Origin of the sequence: Pseudomonas sp. PICF141, from assembly GCF_002286815.1 — a bacterium.
Classification (GTDB): domain Bacteria; phylum Pseudomonadota; class Gammaproteobacteria; order Pseudomonadales; family Pseudomonadaceae; genus Aquipseudomonas.
In genome coordinates, this window is sequence record NZ_MUNM01000022.1 from 68,476 (window position 1) to 86,265 (window position 17,790).

Below are 17,790 nucleotides of genomic sequence, written 5' to 3' on the forward strand. Positions count from 1 at the left end.
GGCCGGGCTCCAGACACCACGGGCCTGCTTGGCGTTTAAACGACGACGCTTAACCCGCACGAAAAATCAGATGGTCTTCCCAATCCTCTTCAGCCACGCTGCCCTCGGCGAGCATGCGCCCGGATTGGGAAATACGTTCTTTATGCACCACCTCGCGATCACCGCACACCAGGTGATGCCAGAGCGGCAAATCCTTGCCTTCGCTGACCAGTCGATAACCGCACGTCGGCGGCAGCCATTTGAACTCATCAGCCTTGCCCGGCGTGAGCTGAATGCAATCGGGCACAAAGTCGCGGCGGTTGGGGTAATCAGTGCACTGGCAGGTTTTGAGATCGAGCAATTTGCAGGCGATACGCGTGTAATAGACGGAGTTGTCGTCTTCGTCCTCGAGTTTTTGCAAGCAGCACAGGCCACAGCCATCGCACAGCGATTCCCATTCCTCTTGATCGAGTTGATCGAGGGTTTTGCGTATCCAGAACGGTTCGACTTTGGCGGCCATGGCTCAAGCATCAACATCAGGTGGTGAAAAGGCCGCCAGTCTAGTGCCAAGGCATCGGCGGGCCAAGCATTGGCGACTATCGGTACAACGGAACTTGTCAGTTACAGCGTCGCCAAGTAGCTTTGCCGTCGCAAGGAGCCATGCTCAAATGCCATTAACGCTCAATCGCGTTGCATTCAGGTGAACTACCCAGGCTCTCGAAAAACCGCATCGCTCAGTTCAACTGCGCCCGCAGGTCTCAGACGCCCCTCACTTTCAAACGTAAAGGAATCTCTTGATGAGTGCTAATCCACGCGTTGCCGACTACGCCATTCACCCTCAGTTCACCGATCGCTGGTCGCCCCGTGCCTTCACCGGCGAAACCATTCCCGTCGAGACCCTGCTGAGCTTTTTCGAAGCGGCTCGCTGGGCACCATCGGCATACAACTCGCAGCCTTGGCGGTTTCTCTATGCGCGCCGCGATACGCCGAATTGGGAGCGCTATCTGGGCCTGCTGAACGAGTTCAACCGCAGCTGGGCGCAGCACGCCTCGGCGCTGGTGATCGTGATCTCGAAAACCACTTTTGCGATACCTGGCGCCACCGAAGAAACACCGGCGCTATGGCACACCTTCGACACGGGCTCGGCCTGGGGCCACCTGGCGCTGCAAGCAAGCATCAGTGGCTGGCACACCCATGGCATGGCCGGTTTCGATCAGGAGCTGACCCGCAAGGAGCTGAATATTCCAGAAGGCTATGCGCTGCACGCGGCGGTGGCGATCGGCAAGCTGGGCGACAAGGCAACACTGGCCGAGTACCTGCAAGCACGCGAAGAACCGAGCCCGCGTCGCCCGTTGAGCGAGTTGGCGGCCGAGGGTGATTTCACCCTCTAAACGCGCCGGACTCGATCGTTCCCACGCGAAGCGTGGGAATGATCAGCTGGGTGAATTCAATACCCGCGATTGAAATCCACTTCCCCACGCAACGCTTCGCCCGCCTGATACGCCCGCAAGTTTTCGACGAACAGCTTCACCATCATGGGTGGCGAAGTCGGTGCCGAACTGTGGCCGGTCAGCAGCAGGCCCCACGCGGTCCAGAACGGATGGCGCTGTGGCAGTGGTTCCTGACGGCAGACGTCAATCACGGCCCCGGCCAGATGCCCTTCCTTCAAGGCTTGCACCAGATCCGCATCGACCACCGCCACGCCGCGCCCGACGTTGATGAACAACCCGGTCGGCTTGAACTGCTTGAACAGTGCGGCGTCGTACAGGTCATGAGTGCTCGGGGTGTTCGGCAGCAGATTGATCACGTAATCCACCTCGCCGACCAGACGCGGCAAGTCGCTCAGCGCGCCGACTTCGACAAACGGCGCCTGCTCGCGGGCTTCGCTGGCGATGCCGTACAACTTGACGCCAAAGGGCACAAGGAACTGCGCCACGGTCTGGCCGATGTCACCGGAGCCGACGATCAACACCTTGCGACCAGCCAGGCTTTGGCCCTGACGACTGTCCCATTTGCGCTCGACCTGGCTGACCAGCCGCGGCAGTACTTCGCGCTCATGGCCGAGCATGTAAGTCAGTACGTATTCGGCCATGACCTGACCGAAAATCCCTACCGCGCGAGTCAGGCGATAGTGCCGTGGCAGGCCGTCGGCCAGCAACGGCGTGATGCCGGCCCAGGTCGACTGCAGCCATGCCGGCATGTGGCCCTGACGCAACAGCGTCGCCAGCAGGTCCGGCTGGCCGAGCCAGACCTGGCACTCGGCGGCCTGACGGGCCAGTTCGGCGGAATCGCCACTGGTCAGTACTTCCAGATCAGGCGCTGCCTGACGCAACAGTTGGGCATACATAGGGTGGTCGTGTTCAGCAATCAGAACGCGCATGGTTCAAACCTTTCAAAAACAGTGCAGACGGCCGCCGACGGAGCATCACTCCATCGCCCTGGCCTTCGCCAAAATCATTCCAGTGTTTCATAAAGGCTCTGAACAGAGCCTGTCTGCCGATTACATCGGGTCGTTGCGTCGCAGCAATTCTTCCGGCAAATGCTCGATGTATTCGTCTTCGGCTGGCGGCATTTGCAGGTGATAGCCCTGCTTCTCGAGGTTTTCCAGCACTACGGTGATGTCTTCGCGCGACAGCTTGCGCTCAGGCGTCAGCACCAGATCGAAAGCGTGATGCGGTTTGCCGAAAGCCGCCATCAGACTTTCCGGAACGCGCTCCAGTGCATCGCTTTTAAGCACATAAAGGTACATCTCGTTTTTCTTCAGGCTTCGATAGATGGAACAAATACGTTTCAAGGCTGTTCTCCGGCGGTGGCCAGGCTGTCGAGCAGCGCCTGGCCCATCAATTCGCGGCGCCAGCCACGCAGCGAATCAGGCAATTGGTAAGGACCATTGGGGAAGCCGCTTTTGAGCAGCGCTTCCAGGGTTTTCTTGCGCAGCATCAGTTCAGGAGCGATGTTCAGTCGCTCGGCTTCGGCCTGGCCGATGGCGCGCAGCTGTTTGACCAGCGTAGCGGCATCTACCGGCAACGGCTCCGGCACTGCTGGCGGCCATTGATCAGGCGACACACTGCCAGAGCGCTTGATCAGATCAAGCAGAAATTCGCCGTCCTGACGCACGGTACGCGGGTGCATGTCTTCGATTTTCGCCAGCGCCCCGAGGTTGTCCGGTTGCGTGCGCGCCAACGGCCACAGGGAATGTTCACGGATGATGCGGTTGCGCGGCAGATCACGGGCGCGGGCTTCGCGCTCGCGCCAGGCACAGAGCTCACGCAATACGGCGAGTTGGGCGCGGGACAGCTTCCAGGCCAGTTTGGCGTCGCGATAGACCTCATACGGGTCGACCTCGCGACGCAGATTGGCCACCAGCTCGGCACCGTCTTCCAGGACCCAGGCGTATTTGTCCTCAGAAAGCTTCGGACGCAGTTGCACGAAAACTTCTGCCAGATGCAAGGCATCTTCGGCGGCGTAGCTGATCTGGGTGTCGGACAGTGGACGTTGCAGCCAGTCGGAACGGGTTTCGCCCTTGGGCAGATCGATGCCGAGCACTTCCTGCACCAGCCGCGAGTAACCCATGGAAAAACCCAGGTTCAGGTAAGCGGCGGCCAGTTGGGTGTCGAACAACGGCGTTGGCAGGCTACCGGTCAGACGCAGCAGCACTTCGAGATCTTCGCTGCACGCATGCAGGACTTTGACCACGGCCGGGTTTTCCAGCAACGCGGCCAGCGGCTGCCAGTTGTCGATGGTCAGCGGGTCAATCAGGTAAGCGCGTACGCCATCGCCAATCTGCAGCAAGCCTGCGATCGGGTAAAAGGTGTCGACCCGCATGAATTCGGTGTCGAGGGCAACGAATGGCAGCTGCTGCCACTCGGCGCAAAACTGACCGAGGCTATCGTTGTCGCGAATCCAGTGAATATCGATGGCCACACGGCTCTCCCTTGAAGAATGGCGCGCAGTATATATCGCCCCCGGGGATTTCCGCGCATCCACTGCACAAGAGCTTTAGCGAAAATACCTGCTGGATCGCAAGAATTGTCTGACAGAAGGAAACTAGCTGGTCTTACGCAGCACGTAGACCCGCATCCGCGCGCAACCCGGCAGGAAGTCCTGATGGCTGAGCAAGCGGAAACCCGCCTGCCTGAACTCGGCCTCGAGTTCGGCCTTGCTCGCCTGCGGCTGGACATAGGCACCTTGCGCAGTCGATCGGCGCAGCGTGAAATGCGCATCGACTCGCGCCGCCACAATTACTGTATCGCGACTGACCCGATGGAACTCACCCAGCATGGCTGACCGATGTTCAGGACTGGCGATATGTTGAAACAATTGCATGCAAAAAATGCAATCTACCGCGTTCGCCGACAAACCGATGGTGAAGGCTGAACTCTGAAAGGTCTTGACCCGTTCCAGCAGGTGCTGCGGATGGTGGGTACGGGCATGATCGAGCATGTCCTGCGACGGATCGGTTGCAAGAATCACCCGATTCGCATGCTCGGCCAGTATCGACCAGAAGCGCCCGACACCGCAGGCAACATCAAGAATCAATCCCGGTTCGCCAGCGACCTGAAGCGCATTACGCACCAGTTGCTCGTCGCGCCAGAACGACAGGCGCCCCGCCAGCCCACGCGGTCGCGACTGAAGGCAGACGCGGGCATGTTCCTGATCGTAGCGCCGGGCGAACTCCAGTTCGATGGCGGATGGGGGCTGCGCGGACATGTGCAAGGGCTCTGGTTGGAGTATCGACTGAGGGCAGGTTACTGACTGGCGCGTGAAAAAAAGGTCGACGGACTCATTTTTTGGCCAGCACTCCGTCAATGACTGCACCACGGCAGCCGACAAACAGGTCCAGCCCCGGGTCGTAAACCTTGCTGTTGACCTCCAGCAAGCCAAGCATCGAATGGAACAGGTTGTCCTGGCTCAAGGGCTTTTCGCGGCTCAACTGCAGGCAATGCGTGTCGACCGAGAACGATTTTTGATAACTGTCGGAGAACCACGCCAGCATCGCTACATGCTTCTGTTGCTCCGGCGCCAGCATGTAAGGCGTGCCATGAAGGAACAGATTGTATTCGCCCAGGGATTCGCCATGGTCCGACAGATAGAGCATGGCGGTATCGACTTTGTCCTGATTACTGCGCAACAGGTCGATCAAGGTCGACAGCACATGGTCGGTGTACACCAATGTGTTGTCGTAGCCATTGACGATACTTTCGCGGCTGCAATTGTTCAGCGCATTGCTTTCACACACCGGCGTAAAGTGCTCGTACTCTTTCGGGTAGCGCTTGAAATATTCCGGGCCATGACTGCCCATCTGGTGCAGTACCAGCACCGTGTCTTTATCCAGGGTGTCGATGAAGTGCTGCAAACCTTGCAGGAGAATTTCGTCGCGGCACTCGCTATAGGCGCACAGCACCGGGTCTTTCAGGTTACTCACGTCATCGACGGTAACCCGATCGCAAGTGCCTTTACAGCCTGACTGATTATCCCGCCAGATCACCTCCAGACCGGCGTGCTTGAGCACGTCCAGCAGCCCTTCCTCATTCTTTGCCTTGCTGGCGTTGTAATCCTTGCGGCCCATGTTGGAAAACATGCAGGGCACCGATACGGCGGTTTCCGTGCCGCAAGAATGCACATCGGTGAAGGCGATCAGGCCGGCTTCCTTATCCAGTTGGGGGGTGGTGTCGCGGTCGTAACCCAGGATGCCAAAGTTCTCGGCCCGGGCACTTTCGCCCACCACCAGGACCGTCAGGGATTTACGGCCGTGGGTCTGCCAGACCGGGTTTTTCCGGGCATCTTCACCGAGTTTGACAAAGGGTTGCCGGGCAGAAACGACTTGCTCGCGCAGATAACCGAGCGAGGCCCCGATGTAGTTGCTGGGTACCACCATCAGGCGCAATTCATGGTGATTGCGAAACAACGACGACAAGCCTTGATAGTTGACCAGGGCAACACCGCCAATCACTGCAACCGATGCGACACTCACCAGCACTTTACTTAATAACTCGCGGTGCCAGCGACGATAGTTGACGGGGATTTTCCACAATAGCCAGGACGGTAATATTCCGAGCGCGACAATATAAACACACAACTTCACGGACACTAAGTCACGCACTTCTGTGGCATTGGTTTCTGCGAAGTTACGAAACATACCGGCGTCGATCAATACACCGTATTGGCTCATGAAATAGGCAACCCCGGCACTGACCAAAAAGATCAGGGTCAACACGGGTTTCATTACCAGTCGAAACGCCAGCCAGGTCAGCACTATGTTGAAGACCGCCAGGATCATTACCCCGAATGCAATACCCAAGGCGATGCCTTGACCCTTTGCCCCGGTGATAACGAACAGGTGACCCCAGAGTTCCGAATTGAACCCAGCCAATAAAAAGACACTGACAATCAACGTCACCCACTCGGGGCGTACGGCTTTTAACTTCAACATGATGGTCGGCTGTTCCTGAAAGAAGTGTCCGCGGCAAATGTGAAAAACTCATTGCCGCGACAACACAAATCTTAAGCAGCCCACTCTCAATTTTTCGTGAAAAAGAAGCCAACGATTAGTTGGCGCATGCCAGGAGACTCAAACGTTCAAAAGACTCACTTCACGCCTGATGCAGATACCAACGCCAGTCCTGCTCGCCGACTTCGCCCATGAACTGCCGGTACTCGGCACGTTTCACCGCCAGGTACACACCAAGAAACTCACTGCCGAATGCCTCCCGCGCCCAGTTCGATGCCTCCAGCGCGCGCAACGTGGTCAACCAGTCGGTGGGCAACAATGCCGTAGCCTGGGCGTACCCGTTGCCTTCCACGGGTGCTCCAGGATCAAGCTGCTCGCGGATGCCGCGATGAATCCCGGCCAGAATCGCCGCCGCCGCCAGGTACGGGTTGGCGTCGGCACCACAGAGGCGGTGCTCGATATGCCGGGAGAATGCCGGCCCGCCGGGCACTCGCAAACTCACGGTGCGATTGTCCACGCCCCAGGTGGCCGCCAGTGGTGCGTAGCTGTTGGTCTGGAAACGACGGTATGAGTTGGCGTTCGGACAGAACAGCAGCAATGAATCGAGCAATGTGCTGAGCATTCCGCCGACCGCTTGTTTGAGCAGTGGCGTGCCGTCCGGGGCTTCGCTGGCGAACAGGTTCTTGCCATCCTTGTCTGCCAGGCTGACATGCATGTGCATGCCGGTGCCGGCCAGATCATCGAAAGGCTTGGCCATGAAACAGGCGGTCATTCCATGCTTGTGGGCCACGCCCTTGACCAGTCGTTTGTAGCGCACCGCTTCGTCCATCGCCTGCAAAGCATCGGTGCGGTGTTCAAGGGTGATTTCCACCTGCCCCGGTGCGTATTCGGAAATCGCCGTGCGCGCCGCAATGCCCTGAAGCTTGCACGCGCTGTAGAGGTCGGCCAGAAATGGCTCGATCTGCTCAAGCTCACGCAAGCCATAAACCTGCGTGGAGCGTGGGCGCCCGCCATCAACATCCCGCGCCGGCTGCGGCCGACCGTTGCTGTCGCGCTGTTGATCCAGCAAATAGAACTCCAGCTCCGCCGCCATCACCGGGTAATAGCCGTCGGCCTGCAAGCCTTCGATGACCTTGGCCAGCAGGTGCCGTGGGTCGGCGATGGTCGCGGGCATGCCCTCTTTTGGATGCATGCTGACCTGCACCGCCGCCGTGGGAATCAATCGCCACGGCATGCGCTGTAGACTGCCGCTGATCGGGTAGGCGCGGCAATCGATATCACCGACGTCCCAGACCAGACCGGAGTTTTCCACGTCATCGCCATTGATGGTCAGGCCCAGAATGGTACTTGGCAGCGGCCGCCCGCTTTCGTACACCGCCAGCAGTTCATCGCGATGCAGCAACTTTCCCCGTGGCACACCGTTGTTGTCGAGGATGAACAGCTCGAACATCTCGATGTCCGGATTGTGTTCCAGGAAGGTCAGCGCTTCTTCTTTCGTGGCGAAGGATGTCGTGGCACAGCTCATGGGAATTCTCGTCTATCCGCGTCAGGCAAACGCACAGCGCGCCGCCAGTTTGATCCCGGCACACGGCGCGGGACCTGTCAGAACAATCAGCGAGACAGGCAGGAATCTGGCGGGCGCGCGTGGCGGCAGTGCCACAGTGCCCAAAAGGCCAGTTCGGAAGGGAGTGCGACCGGACAACCGTCCATAAAGAAGACCGCAGTAAACAGATGAGCAGCAGCGTCACACGGGCGGTTAACTCGTTAAATCGGGATTTGAAGAACCTTGGGTGTGGACAGACTAAACAATCAATTTCCCAAACGCCCTCTATCGCTGTGGGGAATGGGCTTGCCCGAGATGACGGATTTACATTCAGCCAAGTTGTTGACCGGTCTTCCGCTATCAAGCCCGTTCCCACAGGAATTCTGGAGGTAGCGATACCGCTATTTAATTTTTAAATACCGCTCCAGACTTTCTGATTTGCGGCCTCCAGGGCTCGCGCGCCTAATCGGCTCCTGATTTTTGAAGGTCCGATTATGGAAAACGTTCGCACAACCTCCCGCCCTGCCTTCTGGCTGATGTTCAGTATCATGCTTGTCGCCCTGAACCTGCGCCCATCCATGGCCGCTGTCGGTCCTTTGCTATCAGCCATTCGCGGTGATATTGCGCTGAGTTTCAGCCTGGCCTCGCTCCTGACAATGTTGCCAGTCATGGCCATGGGACTGGCGATGTTCTTCGGTATCGGTGTCAGTCAGCGCCTGGGCGAACAACGCACCGTGGTGCTGTCGCTGCTGATCATCGGCCTGGCCACGGTGTCGCGGCTGTTCCTCGATTCTGCAGCGCAATTGATCTTGAGCGCGGTGGTGGCCGGCATCGGCATTGCGTTGATTCAGGCGTTGATGCCCGCGCTGATCAAGTCCCGTTTCAGCGACAACGTTTCCGTGTGCATGGGCCTCTACGTCACCTCAATCATGGGTGGCGCGGCAATCGCGGCGTCGTTTGCGCCGCTGGTGATGACTCGCACTGCAAGTTGGCGAGTGGGTTTGGCGATCTGGGCGGCGCTGGCGCTGGTGGCGCTACTGTGCTGGTGTGTCCAACGCTCGAGAATGCCGACACTGGATACCAGATCATCAGGCAAGGAATCCTTTTTCACCCATTCTCGCGCCTGGTTACTCGCATTCTTCTTCGGCCTCGGCACCGCGTCCTACACCTGTGTGCTGGCGTGGCTGGCGCCGTATTACGTGGAAAAAGGCTGGAGCGAACAACAGGCCGGTTTGTTGCTGGGCTTTTTAACCGCCATGGAAGTGTTGTCAGGGCTACTGGTTCCCGCCATCGCCAACCGCAGCCGCGACCGCAGACTGGTGCTGGTGGTCTTGCTGATATTGATCATGGCCGGTTTTTGCGGGTTGATTCTAAGCCCGCAACACCTGAGTCTGCTTTGGCCTTGCCTGCTCGGACTGGGCATCGGCGGGCTGTTCCCGATGAGCCTGATTGTGTCATTGGATCATCTGGACAACCCCCAGCGCGCCGGCGGATTGACTGCCTTCGTACAAGGCATCGGTTACCTGATTGCTGGCCTCTCGCCGCTGATGGCCGGGATATTTCGCGATCAGTTGGGCAGTTTCGAATGGGCCTGGTGGTCACTGACCGGCGTCATGGCATTGATGATTTTGATGGCCCTGCGCTTCGATCCGCGGCATTACGCCAAGCACATTCACTGACCCGAGACCCTCATCATGAAACCCACAGGTTTTGCTGCGGCCCACGTCGGCATGCTGCTCTGGGCATTGTTGATTGCCGTCTCGTTTTCCGCCGCAGCCCAGGTCAGCCAAGCCATCGATCCAATTCTGCTGACCGGTTTGCGCTTGCTGTTTTGCGCCCTGGTATTTTTGCCCCTGCTGCTGGTAAAGGGTGATACCGCCATGAACATCCAGGGGCTGCTCAGCCATGCGCTGCTCGGCATGTTGCTGGCGCTGTATTTCGGTTCATTGTTCGAAGCACTGCGCTACACCTCGACGGTCACCACCGGGACGATGTTTGCTGTGGTGCCGTTATCGACGCTTCTGTTCGAAGCCTTCCTGATACCCGACAGCAACCTGAAACAACGCGTATTGCCCATGCTGACTGCCGCAGCCGGTGCCGTGCTGCTGGTGTTGAAAGGCGCCGGCCCCGACGAGTTGCCGTCGCTGTATGCGGTGTCGGTGTATGGGATCGGTTGTTTGGCAATGGCGCTCTACTCACCCCTGAGCCAACGGCTCAAGACCAATACTCTCAAGGGGCGCGGACCGGTGGGCATGACTTTCTGGAACATGCTGTTCGGCGCGCTGTTTCTATTGGCAATCTGTGGGCTCAGCGGCGGCTGGCGATCGGCGTCGTTGCTGACTGCGAGCGATCTTTGGTGGTTGTTGTACCTGGCACTGTTCGCCACGCTGGCGACCTTCTGGCTATTGCATCGAGCCATTGGCGTCATCGCCCCTTCCGCGGTCATTTCCTACATTTACCTGAGCACTCTATTCATCACGCTGTTCCACTGGTTCTGGCTACGTGAGTCGCCGCTCGCCCTGGAAATCATCGGCGCATTACTGGTGGGCATCGGCATGTTGGCGCTGCTAACATCCAGTCGCCAGGCGATTCCCGCGCAGCCATCAGCCTTATAAGCCTCTGGCCAGCCATCAAGCGATTGAATTCAAAAGACGTGTTCGTACATTTTCTGCCCCACAACTCATGAAAAATCCTACAAGGCATTCTCTTGGCACCATCGTTCCGCTAGGATCATTCGCACACGTTTGCGCACAGTCAGCGCAAGGAGCACAGTGAGACAGAACGGATGCTGAACAGTAACTTGCTTAGAAAACTCGACATGCAGGACCTCATGGTGTTTGTCGCCGTGTATGAGCAAAGCAGCGTCACCGGCGTGTCGGAAGCGCTCTGCGTCAGCCAGTCCACCGTGAGTTATTGCCTGAAAAAACTGCGCATCAGTTTCGAAGACGAGTTGTTCATCAATACCCGCACGGGGATGCGACCCACCTACAAAGCCAGCACCATGTATACCTACGTGCTGAAAATTCTCGAAAACATCAACCTGTGTCATGCCGGAGCACCGACCTTCGACCCGACCTTGCAAGCGGTCACTTTCAATATCTGCGCGCCGGAATACTTCGAGCAGTTAATCCTGCCGCGTCTGTTGAAGAGCTTCGATTTCGCCAACCTGCCAGTGATGGTCAACATGCACAAGTTCGAAACCGACATTCCGGCCGACGAACTGCGTGACGGTAGCCTCGACCTGGTGGTCTGTTTCGGCCCGAATTTTCATCGCAGCCATACCGATTTCAACTGCAAGAGGCTGCTGGAGGATGACCTGGTCTGCGTCTTCGACAAACGGGCCACGCCACTGGAGCCGCGCTTGAGCCTGCAAGCGTTCACTCAACGCCGGCACGTGTTCCCGACGCCATGGACATCTACTACGAATATGGTCGACGGTTGGCTTGCTCAACAGGCCCACAAACGACAAATAGTCGCGCGCTCCAACAGCTACAGCGCGGCGCTGAAGATGATCACCGGCACCGATTTCATCCTGACCCTGCCCCGACGCATTCAGCAATTGCTGGCCAACGAAGCGATCTTCAATCACTGCGAAGCACCGAACGGCTTGCCGGGCTTCACCCTGGACATGCAGTGGAGTCAAAGCGTCGATCAGGACAGCGCCAACACCTGGCTACGCGAGCAAGTGATCAAAGCCTGCGCCGAGCAGGAAATGGCCTGAAGCTCAGCGGCTGATGGCGGTCTTGGTGTAAGACTCTCGATCGATGTCGAGGATTTCAACACACAGTTGGACCTCAACTTCTGCCGGCCACTCACACACATCCTGCACCACGGCCAGCAGGCTTGCAGATAACTGCTTTTTGGTCTCCGGCGAACGACCGCTCAACAGCGCCAGTTTCACATGCACGAAACCCCGCTCGCCCAGTGCAGTGCCCACCCTGAAAGTCTCGACCTTCACGGCACGCGCCTTGATATCGAACTCAGCGCCAAACAGGCCGGAAGCGACCAACGCGTTGTTGAGTCGCATCAACGCCACATCGGCATTCAATTCGGGCAAGTTGGCGGTGTATTCCATGTGCAAGTGAGGCATAACGGGGCTCCTGAAGATTGATAGGAAAAATGATCCTATCCTGAAAACCCGAAACACTTATACGAGCGTTCAAAAAAAAGAAGCTGCTCTGAGTGAGCAGCTCCACCGCCCGAAACCTATATTTCCCTGACCGGTGTCTGATCATGAGTCCCTTTGATCAAACTGATGGCATGCACGCAATCAGACTTGTTGACGTAAGCCTCTCCACTGGCAATCGTTTCATGATTCCCCGCCCGTAAACGCCAGCGCCATTGCCCCTTGCCGGTTTGTGCGGTGCCACGGGTTTGCCTGTAAATCTCAAAATACATTGATCGCTCCTTGCGACTGCTGATTACGACAGGTCAGTGACCTGCAAAACCAGAGTAGATGAGGAATTTTTGCGGCAGTGTCTTTCAATGTGAGGGGATATTTCGAAGATAACCTCTTGATTCACGAGACAATCAACAAATACAGGAGGTGGTAATTAAAGAGACCCAGTGGAGGTACTTTTCTCGGGAACAGTCATATTTTTCTTACGCAGTTGAGCTGATTTACTGACGCTGAAAACCTGAGGCACATGCAGTGAAAGTGGCCGGCCGAAAAATCCACACAAACGAAAAAGCCCCGTAGCTTATTCAGCTACGGGGCTTTTCTATGTAATGGCGGAGAGATAGGGATTCGAACCCTAGGTAATGTCGCCACTACAACGGATTTCGAATCCGTCCCATTCGGCCACTCTGGCATCTCTCCAACGGCGCGCATCATAACAACACTTTTGCCGGAAGCGAACCCCCTAAGCGAAATTTTTCCGTGCTATCAGATGCTTGCGTCGATTAAAGCGGTACGCCCAGACGATTGGCGACTTCTTCGTAGGCTTCGATGACGTCACCGAGGCCCTGACGGAAGCGGTCCTTGTCCATTTTCTTGCCAGTGGCCTTGTCCCACAGGCGGCAGCCGTCCGGGCTGAACTCGTCGCCCAGAACGATGGTGCCATCGGAGAAAACACCGAATTCGAGTTTGAAGTCGACCAGCAGCAGGCCGGCGTCGTCGAACAGTTTGCTCAGGACTTCGTTGACCTTGAGCGACAGTTCTTTCATACGAACCAGTTGCTCGGCGGTGCCCCAACCGAATGCCACGACGTGAGATTCGTTGATGAACGGGTCGCCCTTGGCGTCGTCCTTCAGGAACAGTTCGAAAGTATAAGGGTTGAGCTTCATGCCTTCTTCGACGCCCAGACGCTTGACCAGGCTGCCGGCGGCGTAGTTACGCACGACGCACTCGACCGGGATCATGTCGAGTTTTTTCACCAGGCATTCGTTGTCGCCCAGCAGTTTGTCGAATTGAGTCGGTACGCCGGCTGCTTCGAGTTTCTGCATGATGAAGGCGTTGAACTTGTTGTTCACCATGCCTTTGCGGTCGAGCTGCTCGATGCGCTTGCCGTCGAACGCCGAAGTGTCGTTGCGAAACAGCAGGATCAAGCGGTCAGCGTCATCGGTCTTGTAAACCGATTTGGCTTTGCCGCGGTAGAGTTCTTCACGTTTTTCCATGATGGGCTCCGCTTGCTAAGTAGGTGGGCTAGGCGATATGTCGCCAGTCGAGCCCTGAATCTTGATCGGCCAGTTGCAGCCAGTCCGGGTCGCACCCGAGGGTGTCGACAAAACATTGCCGGGCCAGCTGCGGCAGGTTGTTCTTGCTGCTCAGATGGGCCAGGACCAGGTGTTGCAGGCCTTGCCAGCCCAACTCGGCCACCAGGAATGCCGCCTGATGGTTGTTCAAATGTCCCAATTCACCGCCCACCCGCTGCTTGAGAAAGTACGGATAGTGACCGCGAGCCAGCATGTCACGGCAATGATTGGACTCGATCATCAATGCATCGAGGTCCCGGTAGCCGTCCAGCACTGTATTGCAATACGAACCCAGGTCGGTCAACAGGCCGAAACGCCGCTGACCATCACTGAAGACATACTGCGTCGGTTCCTGTGCATCATGGGCCACGGCAATGACGCCGATGCTCAGGTTACCGATCTGCAATTGCTCGCCGCCAGCCAGAAAGCCTGCGGGTTCAATCGGTTTGCGCATCCCGCGCAGGGTCCCGCGACTGAGGTAGACAGGCAGATTGTAACGCCGAGACAGCAAACCCACGCCATGCACGTGATCGGCATGTTCGTGGGTCACGAGTATCGCGCTCAACTGCGACGGGTTCACCCCCAGTCGCAGCAGGCGTTTTTCGGTTTCCCGCAGGGAGAAACCACAATCCACCAGTACATACGTGTCGTCGCTGGCTATCAGCGTGCCGTTCCCTTGGCTACCGCTGCCGAGAACGGCAAAACGCATGTGATCAGCCCAGGTTGTCCTGAATCACGCTCAACACTTTGCGCGCCACGTCTGCTGGCGCCACGGTGTTGATGTTTTTCTCGACGGTGACCTGGACGTTCTCACCAACCTTGCTCAGGCGAACCTGATAACGCTCGGCGCGGGCTTCAACTTCTTCCTTGTCCGGCTTGCTGCCGAACAGACCGCTGAAGAACCCTGGCTTCTCGTCCTTTTTCTCGGCTTTTTCGGCGAGGTTGATGTAGTACAGGCCCAGGCTGCGGTTGATGTCTTCAACGCGCCATTCGCCCTGTTCCAGCGCACGACCGACACTCGACCAGGCACGATCCAGATCGGAACCGACGTTGAGCACCGGGTTGCCGCTGCCGTCCTCGGTCAGGCTGACACGGCTTGGCGTATCGAAATCACGGGAAGCCAGCATGGAGACCGAACCGCCCTTCTCCGAGGTGCGGCTCATGCTCGCGAGCATGTCATCGACCAATGCGGCGTCCAGGCCGGTATTGACCGAACGATTGGTGAAATCCACGTTGGCAGTGCTGCCGGCAGGACGCTCGGCGCTGACCACGTAGACTTCACTGGTGTTGCGTTGCACGCCCGGCTCGATACGCACCCGTACGCGGGTTTCGCTGTCGGTGTCGACACCGGCCGCGCTCAGGCGCTTGGCCATGGCTGCGGACAGTTCGTCGGAACGTTGCCAGGTGGTGGTGAACTCGCCGGTTTGCGGGCGTTGCTCGTCCAGACGGAAACCGTTGTCCTGGAAGAACTGCACGGCCACGGGCCAGACTTCAGCCGGTGGATGCTGGGCCATGACCCAGCGCGAATCGCCGCTCTTCTGCAGGGTGTAGTCGCTGGCATCAGCCGCTGCCGACAGCGGCTGTGGGCGAGGCACGATGTATTCGCCCTTGGCGGTGTCATCCGGCACATTGCGCGGGATCGGCAACAGCGGATCCAGACGCTTGGCGGTGCTGACGTCCGGAGGCAGTTGCATCGGTGCAGTCTGTTGCGCTTCCAGGTAGTCGCTACCACGGTCACGGAAATAACCTTCCGGGCCCCAGACCCATCCGCAGCCACTGGTGCTGGAGATAATCAAGGCAAGTGCGGAAAGTCCGGCCAATCGCTTCATGCGTAGTACTTCCTCAATTAAACCAGGACGCCGGACTGGCGCATGGCCTGTCGCAGCGGTTCGTGACAGGCAGCGCTGAGCCAGGTGAGCGGCAGACGGATACCGTCCGGCATCAAGCCCATTTCATGCAGCGCCCATTTCACCGGAATAGGGTTGGATTCGATAAACAGGGTTTTATTGAGTGGCATCAGTTTTTCGTGGATCGCCCGGGCCTTGACGGCATCACCGGCCATGGCTGCGGCGCACAACTCACTCATGGCGCGCGGCGCGACGTTGGCGGTCACCGAAATATTGCCCTTGCCGCCGAGCAGCATCAGCTCGACCGCGGTCGCGTCGTCACCGGAATAAACCAGGAAGTCGCTGCTCACGCCGGCCAGGATGTCCTTGGCACGCTGCAAATCGCCCGTGGCTTCCTTGATGCCGATGATGTTCTTCACGGTCGACAGGCGGATCACCGTCTCGGCCAGCATGTCGCAGGCGGTACGGCCCGGCACGTTGTAGAGAATCTGCGGGATGTCGACGGCTTCGGCGATTGCCTTGAAGTGCTGGTACAGGCCTTCTTGCGTCGGCTTGTTGTAATAAGGGGTTACCAGCAGGCACGCATCGGCGCCGGCGTTCTTCGCGTTGGTGGTCAATTCGATCGCTTCGCGCGTCGAATTGGCGCCCGTACCGGCGATCACCGGAATACGCCCTGCAACCTGGGCAACCACGCGACGAATCACTTCGATGTGCTCGTTCACGTCAAGCGTGGCCGACTCACCTGTAGTGCCGACGGCCACGATGGCGTTGGTGCCCTCTTGCAGGTGGAAGTCTACCAGTTTGCTCAGGCTGTCCCAGTCAAGACGACCTTGTGCATCCATGGGTGTGACCAGTGCCACCATACTGCCCGCAATCATGCAACCGCTCCTGCCGGAAAAAGAGAGCGGTAATGGTACTGGCGCCAAGATGCTTGTACAAGCGAAGTACTGCGCTGCTGCCATTCCCCTTGGCGCTGCTTTTCGCTACCCTTCAGACTTTGATCGGTACTGATAAGCTCGTACGCCGCGTTCCAGCCTCCATTTTCGGCCTCACAAGCCCCGATCCAGCGTTGCCACCCCTCGCTCTCGCCACTCTGGAGCACGTCGCAACCTTCGGCCGGGGTTTCTGAATTCGCATCCGCAGGCTGGTCCCGGTAAAAAAAGCCCATAAAAGTATCGACCGCTCATCGCTTTAGGAATGCTGCATGTCCACCCCCACAGTTCGCGAACAATTCCTTGTCATCAGTGCCCTCGGCGCCAACCCCATGGAGCTGACTAACGTCCTGTGCCGTGCCAGCCATGAAAACCGCTGCGCCGTGGTCACCTCTCGCCTGACCCGCCACGGCGAATGCAGCGCGCTGATCCTCGAGATCTCCGGCAGCTGGGACGCCCTGGCGCGCCTCGAAGGCAGCCTGCCCGTGCTGGCCAAACGGCACGCCTTCACCGTTAACGTGGTCCGCAGCGCTGCCCTGGAGAACCGTCCCCAGGCCCTGCCATACGTTGCCTACGTCAGCTCAGCCTACCGTCCGGACATCATCAACGAGCTGTGCCAGTTCTTCATGGATCACAACGTCGAACTGGAGAACCTGACCTGCGACACCTATCAGGCCCCGCAGACCGGCGGCACCATGCTCAACGCCACGTTCACCGTCACCTTGCCGGCCGGCACCCAGATCAGCTGGTTGCGTGACCAGTTCCTGGATTTCGCCGACGCCATGAACCTGGACGCACTGATCGAGCCGTGGCGCCCACAAAACCCAATGTAAGGAAGCTTTCATGGCCGTAGCCATCGACCAACCGGTTGCCGACTTCGAAGCACTCGCCACCAACGGGCAATCCGTCAGCCTCGCGGGCCTCAAAGGCAAGCAAGTGGTGATTTACTTCTATCCCAAAGACAGCACGCCGGGCTGCACCACCCAGGGTCAGGGTTTCCGTGATCAGCTTGACGCCTTTAAAGCCGCCGATACCGAAGTTTTCGGCGTGTCTCGCGACAGCCTCAAATCCCACGAAAACTTCAAGGCCAAACAGGCGTTCACTTTCGAGCTGATCAGTGACAAGGAAGAAGCGCTGTGCCAGCAGTTCGACGTGATCAAACTGAAAAAGCTCTACGGCAAGGAATACATGGGCGTTGATCGCAGCACATTCCTGATCGACAAGAATGGCGTGCTGCGTCAGGAATGGCGCGGCGTGAAGGTGCCAGGGCATGTGGATGCGGTTCTGGCTGCTGCTCAGGCGCTGAACAAGGCTTGATTCGGCTAGTGCCCGTTCTGACGCCAT

General features: G+C 58.1%; 19 protein-coding genes and 1 tRNA gene. 6 read left to right on the plus strand and 14 right to left on the minus strand.

Going from position 1 to position 17,790, the window contains the following annotated elements:
- Nucleotides 1-49: 49 nt before the first annotated feature.
- Nucleotides 50-499, minus strand: a complete 450-nt coding sequence (locus BZL43_RS03100) for a YcgN family cysteine cluster protein (RefSeq protein WP_095630947.1) — start codon at nt 497-499, stop codon at nt 50-52.
- Between the two features lie 277 nt (nt 500-776).
- On the opposite strand from BZL43_RS03100, the gene BZL43_RS03105 reads away from it, so the two are divergent.
- Nucleotides 777-1,370, plus strand: coding sequence for a nitroreductase family protein (locus tag BZL43_RS03105; RefSeq protein ID WP_095630948.1), 594 nt, complete (start codon nt 777-779; stop codon nt 1,368-1,370).
- Nucleotides 1,371-1,426: 56 nt separating this feature from the next.
- Here the strand turns inward: BZL43_RS03105 and BZL43_RS03110 are convergent, their stop codons facing one another.
- The 6 genes from BZL43_RS03110 to BZL43_RS03135 all read right to left on the minus strand — a co-directional run bounded on the left by BZL43_RS03110 (nt 1,427) and on the right by BZL43_RS03135 (nt 7,955).
- The gene (locus BZL43_RS03110) at nt 1,427-2,359 is read right to left on the minus strand and encodes a D-2-hydroxyacid dehydrogenase (protein WP_095630949.1); all 933 of its coding nucleotides are present in this window, start codon (nt 2,357-2,359) and stop codon (nt 1,427-1,429) included.
- 120 nt (nt 2,360-2,479) lie between these two features.
- Complete coding sequence (locus BZL43_RS03115; protein ID WP_007898694.1) at nt 2,480-2,773, minus strand: YcgL domain-containing protein; 294 nt, start codon at nt 2,771-2,773, stop codon at nt 2,480-2,482.
- The gene (gene rnd / locus BZL43_RS03120; RefSeq protein ID WP_095630950.1) at nt 2,770-3,903 is read right to left on the minus strand and encodes a ribonuclease D; all 1,134 of its coding nucleotides are present in this window, start codon (nt 3,901-3,903) and stop codon (nt 2,770-2,772) included. Before rnd ends, BZL43_RS03115 begins: the two co-directional genes overlap by 4 nt.
- A gap of 123 nt (nt 3,904-4,026) precedes the next feature.
- Complete coding sequence (locus BZL43_RS03125) at nt 4,027-4,689, minus strand: class I SAM-dependent methyltransferase (RefSeq protein ID WP_095630951.1); 663 nt, start codon at nt 4,687-4,689, stop codon at nt 4,027-4,029.
- A gap of 73 nt (nt 4,690-4,762) precedes the next feature.
- Entirely contained in the window at nt 4,763-6,412 is a 1,650-nt protein-coding gene (locus BZL43_RS03130; protein WP_095630952.1) for a phosphoethanolamine transferase, read from the minus strand.
- A 160-nt stretch (nt 6,413-6,572) separates the two neighbouring features.
- Nucleotides 6,573-7,955 carry a glutamine synthetase family protein gene (locus BZL43_RS03135; protein WP_095630953.1) on the minus strand — a complete coding sequence of 461 codons (1,383 nt, stop codon included), beginning with the start codon at nt 7,953-7,955 and terminating at the stop codon, nt 6,573-6,575.
- A 512-nt stretch (nt 7,956-8,467) separates the two neighbouring features.
- On the opposite strand from BZL43_RS03135, the gene BZL43_RS03140 reads away from it, so the two are divergent.
- From BZL43_RS03140 to BZL43_RS03150, 3 genes are all read left to right on the plus strand, one after another.
- Nucleotides 8,468-9,652 carry a cyanate transporter gene (locus BZL43_RS03140; RefSeq protein WP_095630954.1) on the plus strand — a complete coding sequence of 395 codons (1,185 nt, stop codon included), beginning with the start codon at nt 8,468-8,470 and terminating at the stop codon, nt 9,650-9,652.
- A 15-nt stretch (nt 9,653-9,667) separates the two neighbouring features.
- On the plus strand, nt 9,668-10,588 hold the full coding sequence (locus BZL43_RS03145) for a DMT family transporter (RefSeq protein WP_095630955.1): 921 nt from the start codon (nt 9,668-9,670) through the stop codon (nt 10,586-10,588).
- Between the two features lie 170 nt (nt 10,589-10,758).
- Nucleotides 10,759-11,694, plus strand: coding sequence for a LysR family transcriptional regulator (locus tag BZL43_RS03150; RefSeq protein ID WP_095630956.1), 936 nt, complete (start codon nt 10,759-10,761; stop codon nt 11,692-11,694).
- A gap of 3 nt (nt 11,695-11,697) precedes the next feature.
- Here the strand turns inward: BZL43_RS03150 and BZL43_RS03155 are convergent, their stop codons facing one another.
- The 7 genes from BZL43_RS03155 to dapA all read right to left on the minus strand — a co-directional run bounded on the left by BZL43_RS03155 (nt 11,698) and on the right by dapA (nt 16,392).
- Nucleotides 11,698-12,063 (minus strand): 5-carboxymethyl-2-hydroxymuconate Delta-isomerase, encoded by a 366-nt coding sequence (locus BZL43_RS03155; RefSeq protein ID WP_095630957.1) that lies wholly within the window; start codon nt 12,061-12,063, stop codon nt 11,698-11,700.
- 116 nt (nt 12,064-12,179) lie between these two features.
- Nucleotides 12,180-12,371, minus strand: a complete 192-nt coding sequence (locus BZL43_RS03160) for a DUF1508 domain-containing protein (protein WP_095630958.1) — start codon at nt 12,369-12,371, stop codon at nt 12,180-12,182.
- 331 nt (nt 12,372-12,702) lie between these two features.
- Nucleotides 12,703-12,792, minus strand: a tRNA-Ser gene (locus BZL43_RS03165).
- Between the two features lie 83 nt (nt 12,793-12,875).
- A complete protein-coding gene (gene purC / locus BZL43_RS03170) occupies nt 12,876-13,589 on the minus strand; it encodes a phosphoribosylaminoimidazolesuccinocarboxamide synthase (RefSeq protein ID WP_095630959.1) in 714 nt (237 codons plus the stop codon).
- 28 nt (nt 13,590-13,617) lie between these two features.
- Nucleotides 13,618-14,376, minus strand: coding sequence for an MBL fold metallo-hydrolase (locus BZL43_RS03175; protein WP_038979338.1), 759 nt, complete (start codon nt 14,374-14,376; stop codon nt 13,618-13,620).
- A gap of 4 nt (nt 14,377-14,380) precedes the next feature.
- Nucleotides 14,381-15,496, minus strand: a complete 1,116-nt coding sequence (gene bamC, locus BZL43_RS03180) for an outer membrane protein assembly factor BamC (protein ID WP_095630960.1) — start codon at nt 15,494-15,496, stop codon at nt 14,381-14,383.
- A 17-nt stretch (nt 15,497-15,513) separates the two neighbouring features.
- Complete coding sequence (dapA, locus tag BZL43_RS03185) at nt 15,514-16,392, minus strand: 4-hydroxy-tetrahydrodipicolinate synthase (RefSeq protein ID WP_048394063.1); 879 nt, start codon at nt 16,390-16,392, stop codon at nt 15,514-15,516.
- A 326-nt stretch (nt 16,393-16,718) separates the two neighbouring features.
- On the opposite strand from dapA, the gene BZL43_RS03195 reads away from it, so the two are divergent.
- Together BZL43_RS03195 and BZL43_RS03200 are read left to right on the plus strand one after the other, a co-directional pair.
- A complete protein-coding gene (locus tag BZL43_RS03195) occupies nt 16,719-17,279 on the plus strand; it encodes a glycine cleavage system protein R (protein ID WP_007898662.1) in 561 nt (186 codons plus the stop codon).
- Nucleotides 17,280-17,289: 10 nt separating this feature from the next.
- Nucleotides 17,290-17,763, plus strand: coding sequence for a peroxiredoxin (locus tag BZL43_RS03200; protein WP_095630961.1), 474 nt, complete (start codon nt 17,290-17,292; stop codon nt 17,761-17,763).
- The last annotated feature ends 27 nt before the right edge of the window (nt 17,764-17,790 follow it).

Coding starts and splice junctions, on each gene's coding strand:
- BZL43_RS03100 (WP_095630947.1), bottom strand. CDS start 499: ATGGCCGCCAAAGTCGAACCGTTCTGGATACGCAAAACCCTCGATCAA.
- BZL43_RS03105 (WP_095630948.1), top strand. CDS start 777: ATGAGTGCTAATCCACGCGTTGCCGACTACGCCATTCACCCTCAGTTC.
- BZL43_RS03110 (WP_095630949.1), bottom strand. CDS start 2,359: ATGCGCGTTCTGATTGCTGAACACGACCACCCTATGTATGCCCAACTG.
- BZL43_RS03125 (WP_095630951.1), bottom strand. CDS start 4,689: ATGTCCGCGCAGCCCCCATCCGCCATCGAACTGGAGTTCGCCCGGCGC.
- BZL43_RS03130 (WP_095630952.1), bottom strand. CDS start 6,412: ATGTTGAAGTTAAAAGCCGTACGCCCCGAGTGGGTGACGTTGATTGTC.
- BZL43_RS03135 (WP_095630953.1), bottom strand. CDS start 7,955: ATGAGCTGTGCCACGACATCCTTCGCCACGAAAGAAGAAGCGCTGACC.
- BZL43_RS03140 (WP_095630954.1), top strand. CDS start 8,468: ATGGAAAACGTTCGCACAACCTCCCGCCCTGCCTTCTGGCTGATGTTC.
- BZL43_RS03145 (WP_095630955.1), top strand. CDS start 9,668: ATGAAACCCACAGGTTTTGCTGCGGCCCACGTCGGCATGCTGCTCTGG.
- BZL43_RS03150 (WP_095630956.1), top strand. CDS start 10,759: ATGCTGAACAGTAACTTGCTTAGAAAACTCGACATGCAGGACCTCATG.
- BZL43_RS03155 (WP_095630957.1), bottom strand. CDS start 12,063: ATGCCTCACTTGCACATGGAATACACCGCCAACTTGCCCGAATTGAAT.
- BZL43_RS03160 (WP_095630958.1), bottom strand. CDS start 12,371: ATGTATTTTGAGATTTACAGGCAAACCCGTGGCACCGCACAAACCGGC.
- purC (WP_095630959.1), bottom strand. CDS start 13,589: ATGGAAAAACGTGAAGAACTCTACCGCGGCAAAGCCAAATCGGTTTAC.
- BZL43_RS03175 (WP_038979338.1), bottom strand. CDS start 14,376: ATGCGTTTTGCCGTTCTCGGCAGCGGTAGCCAAGGGAACGGCACGCTG.
- bamC (WP_095630960.1), bottom strand. CDS start 15,496: ATGAAGCGATTGGCCGGACTTTCCGCACTTGCCTTGATTATCTCCAGC.
- dapA (WP_048394063.1), bottom strand. CDS start 16,392: ATGATTGCGGGCAGTATGGTGGCACTGGTCACACCCATGGATGCACAA.
- BZL43_RS03195 (WP_007898662.1), top strand. CDS start 16,719: ATGTCCACCCCCACAGTTCGCGAACAATTCCTTGTCATCAGTGCCCTC.
- BZL43_RS03200 (WP_095630961.1), top strand. CDS start 17,290: ATGGCCGTAGCCATCGACCAACCGGTTGCCGACTTCGAAGCACTCGCC.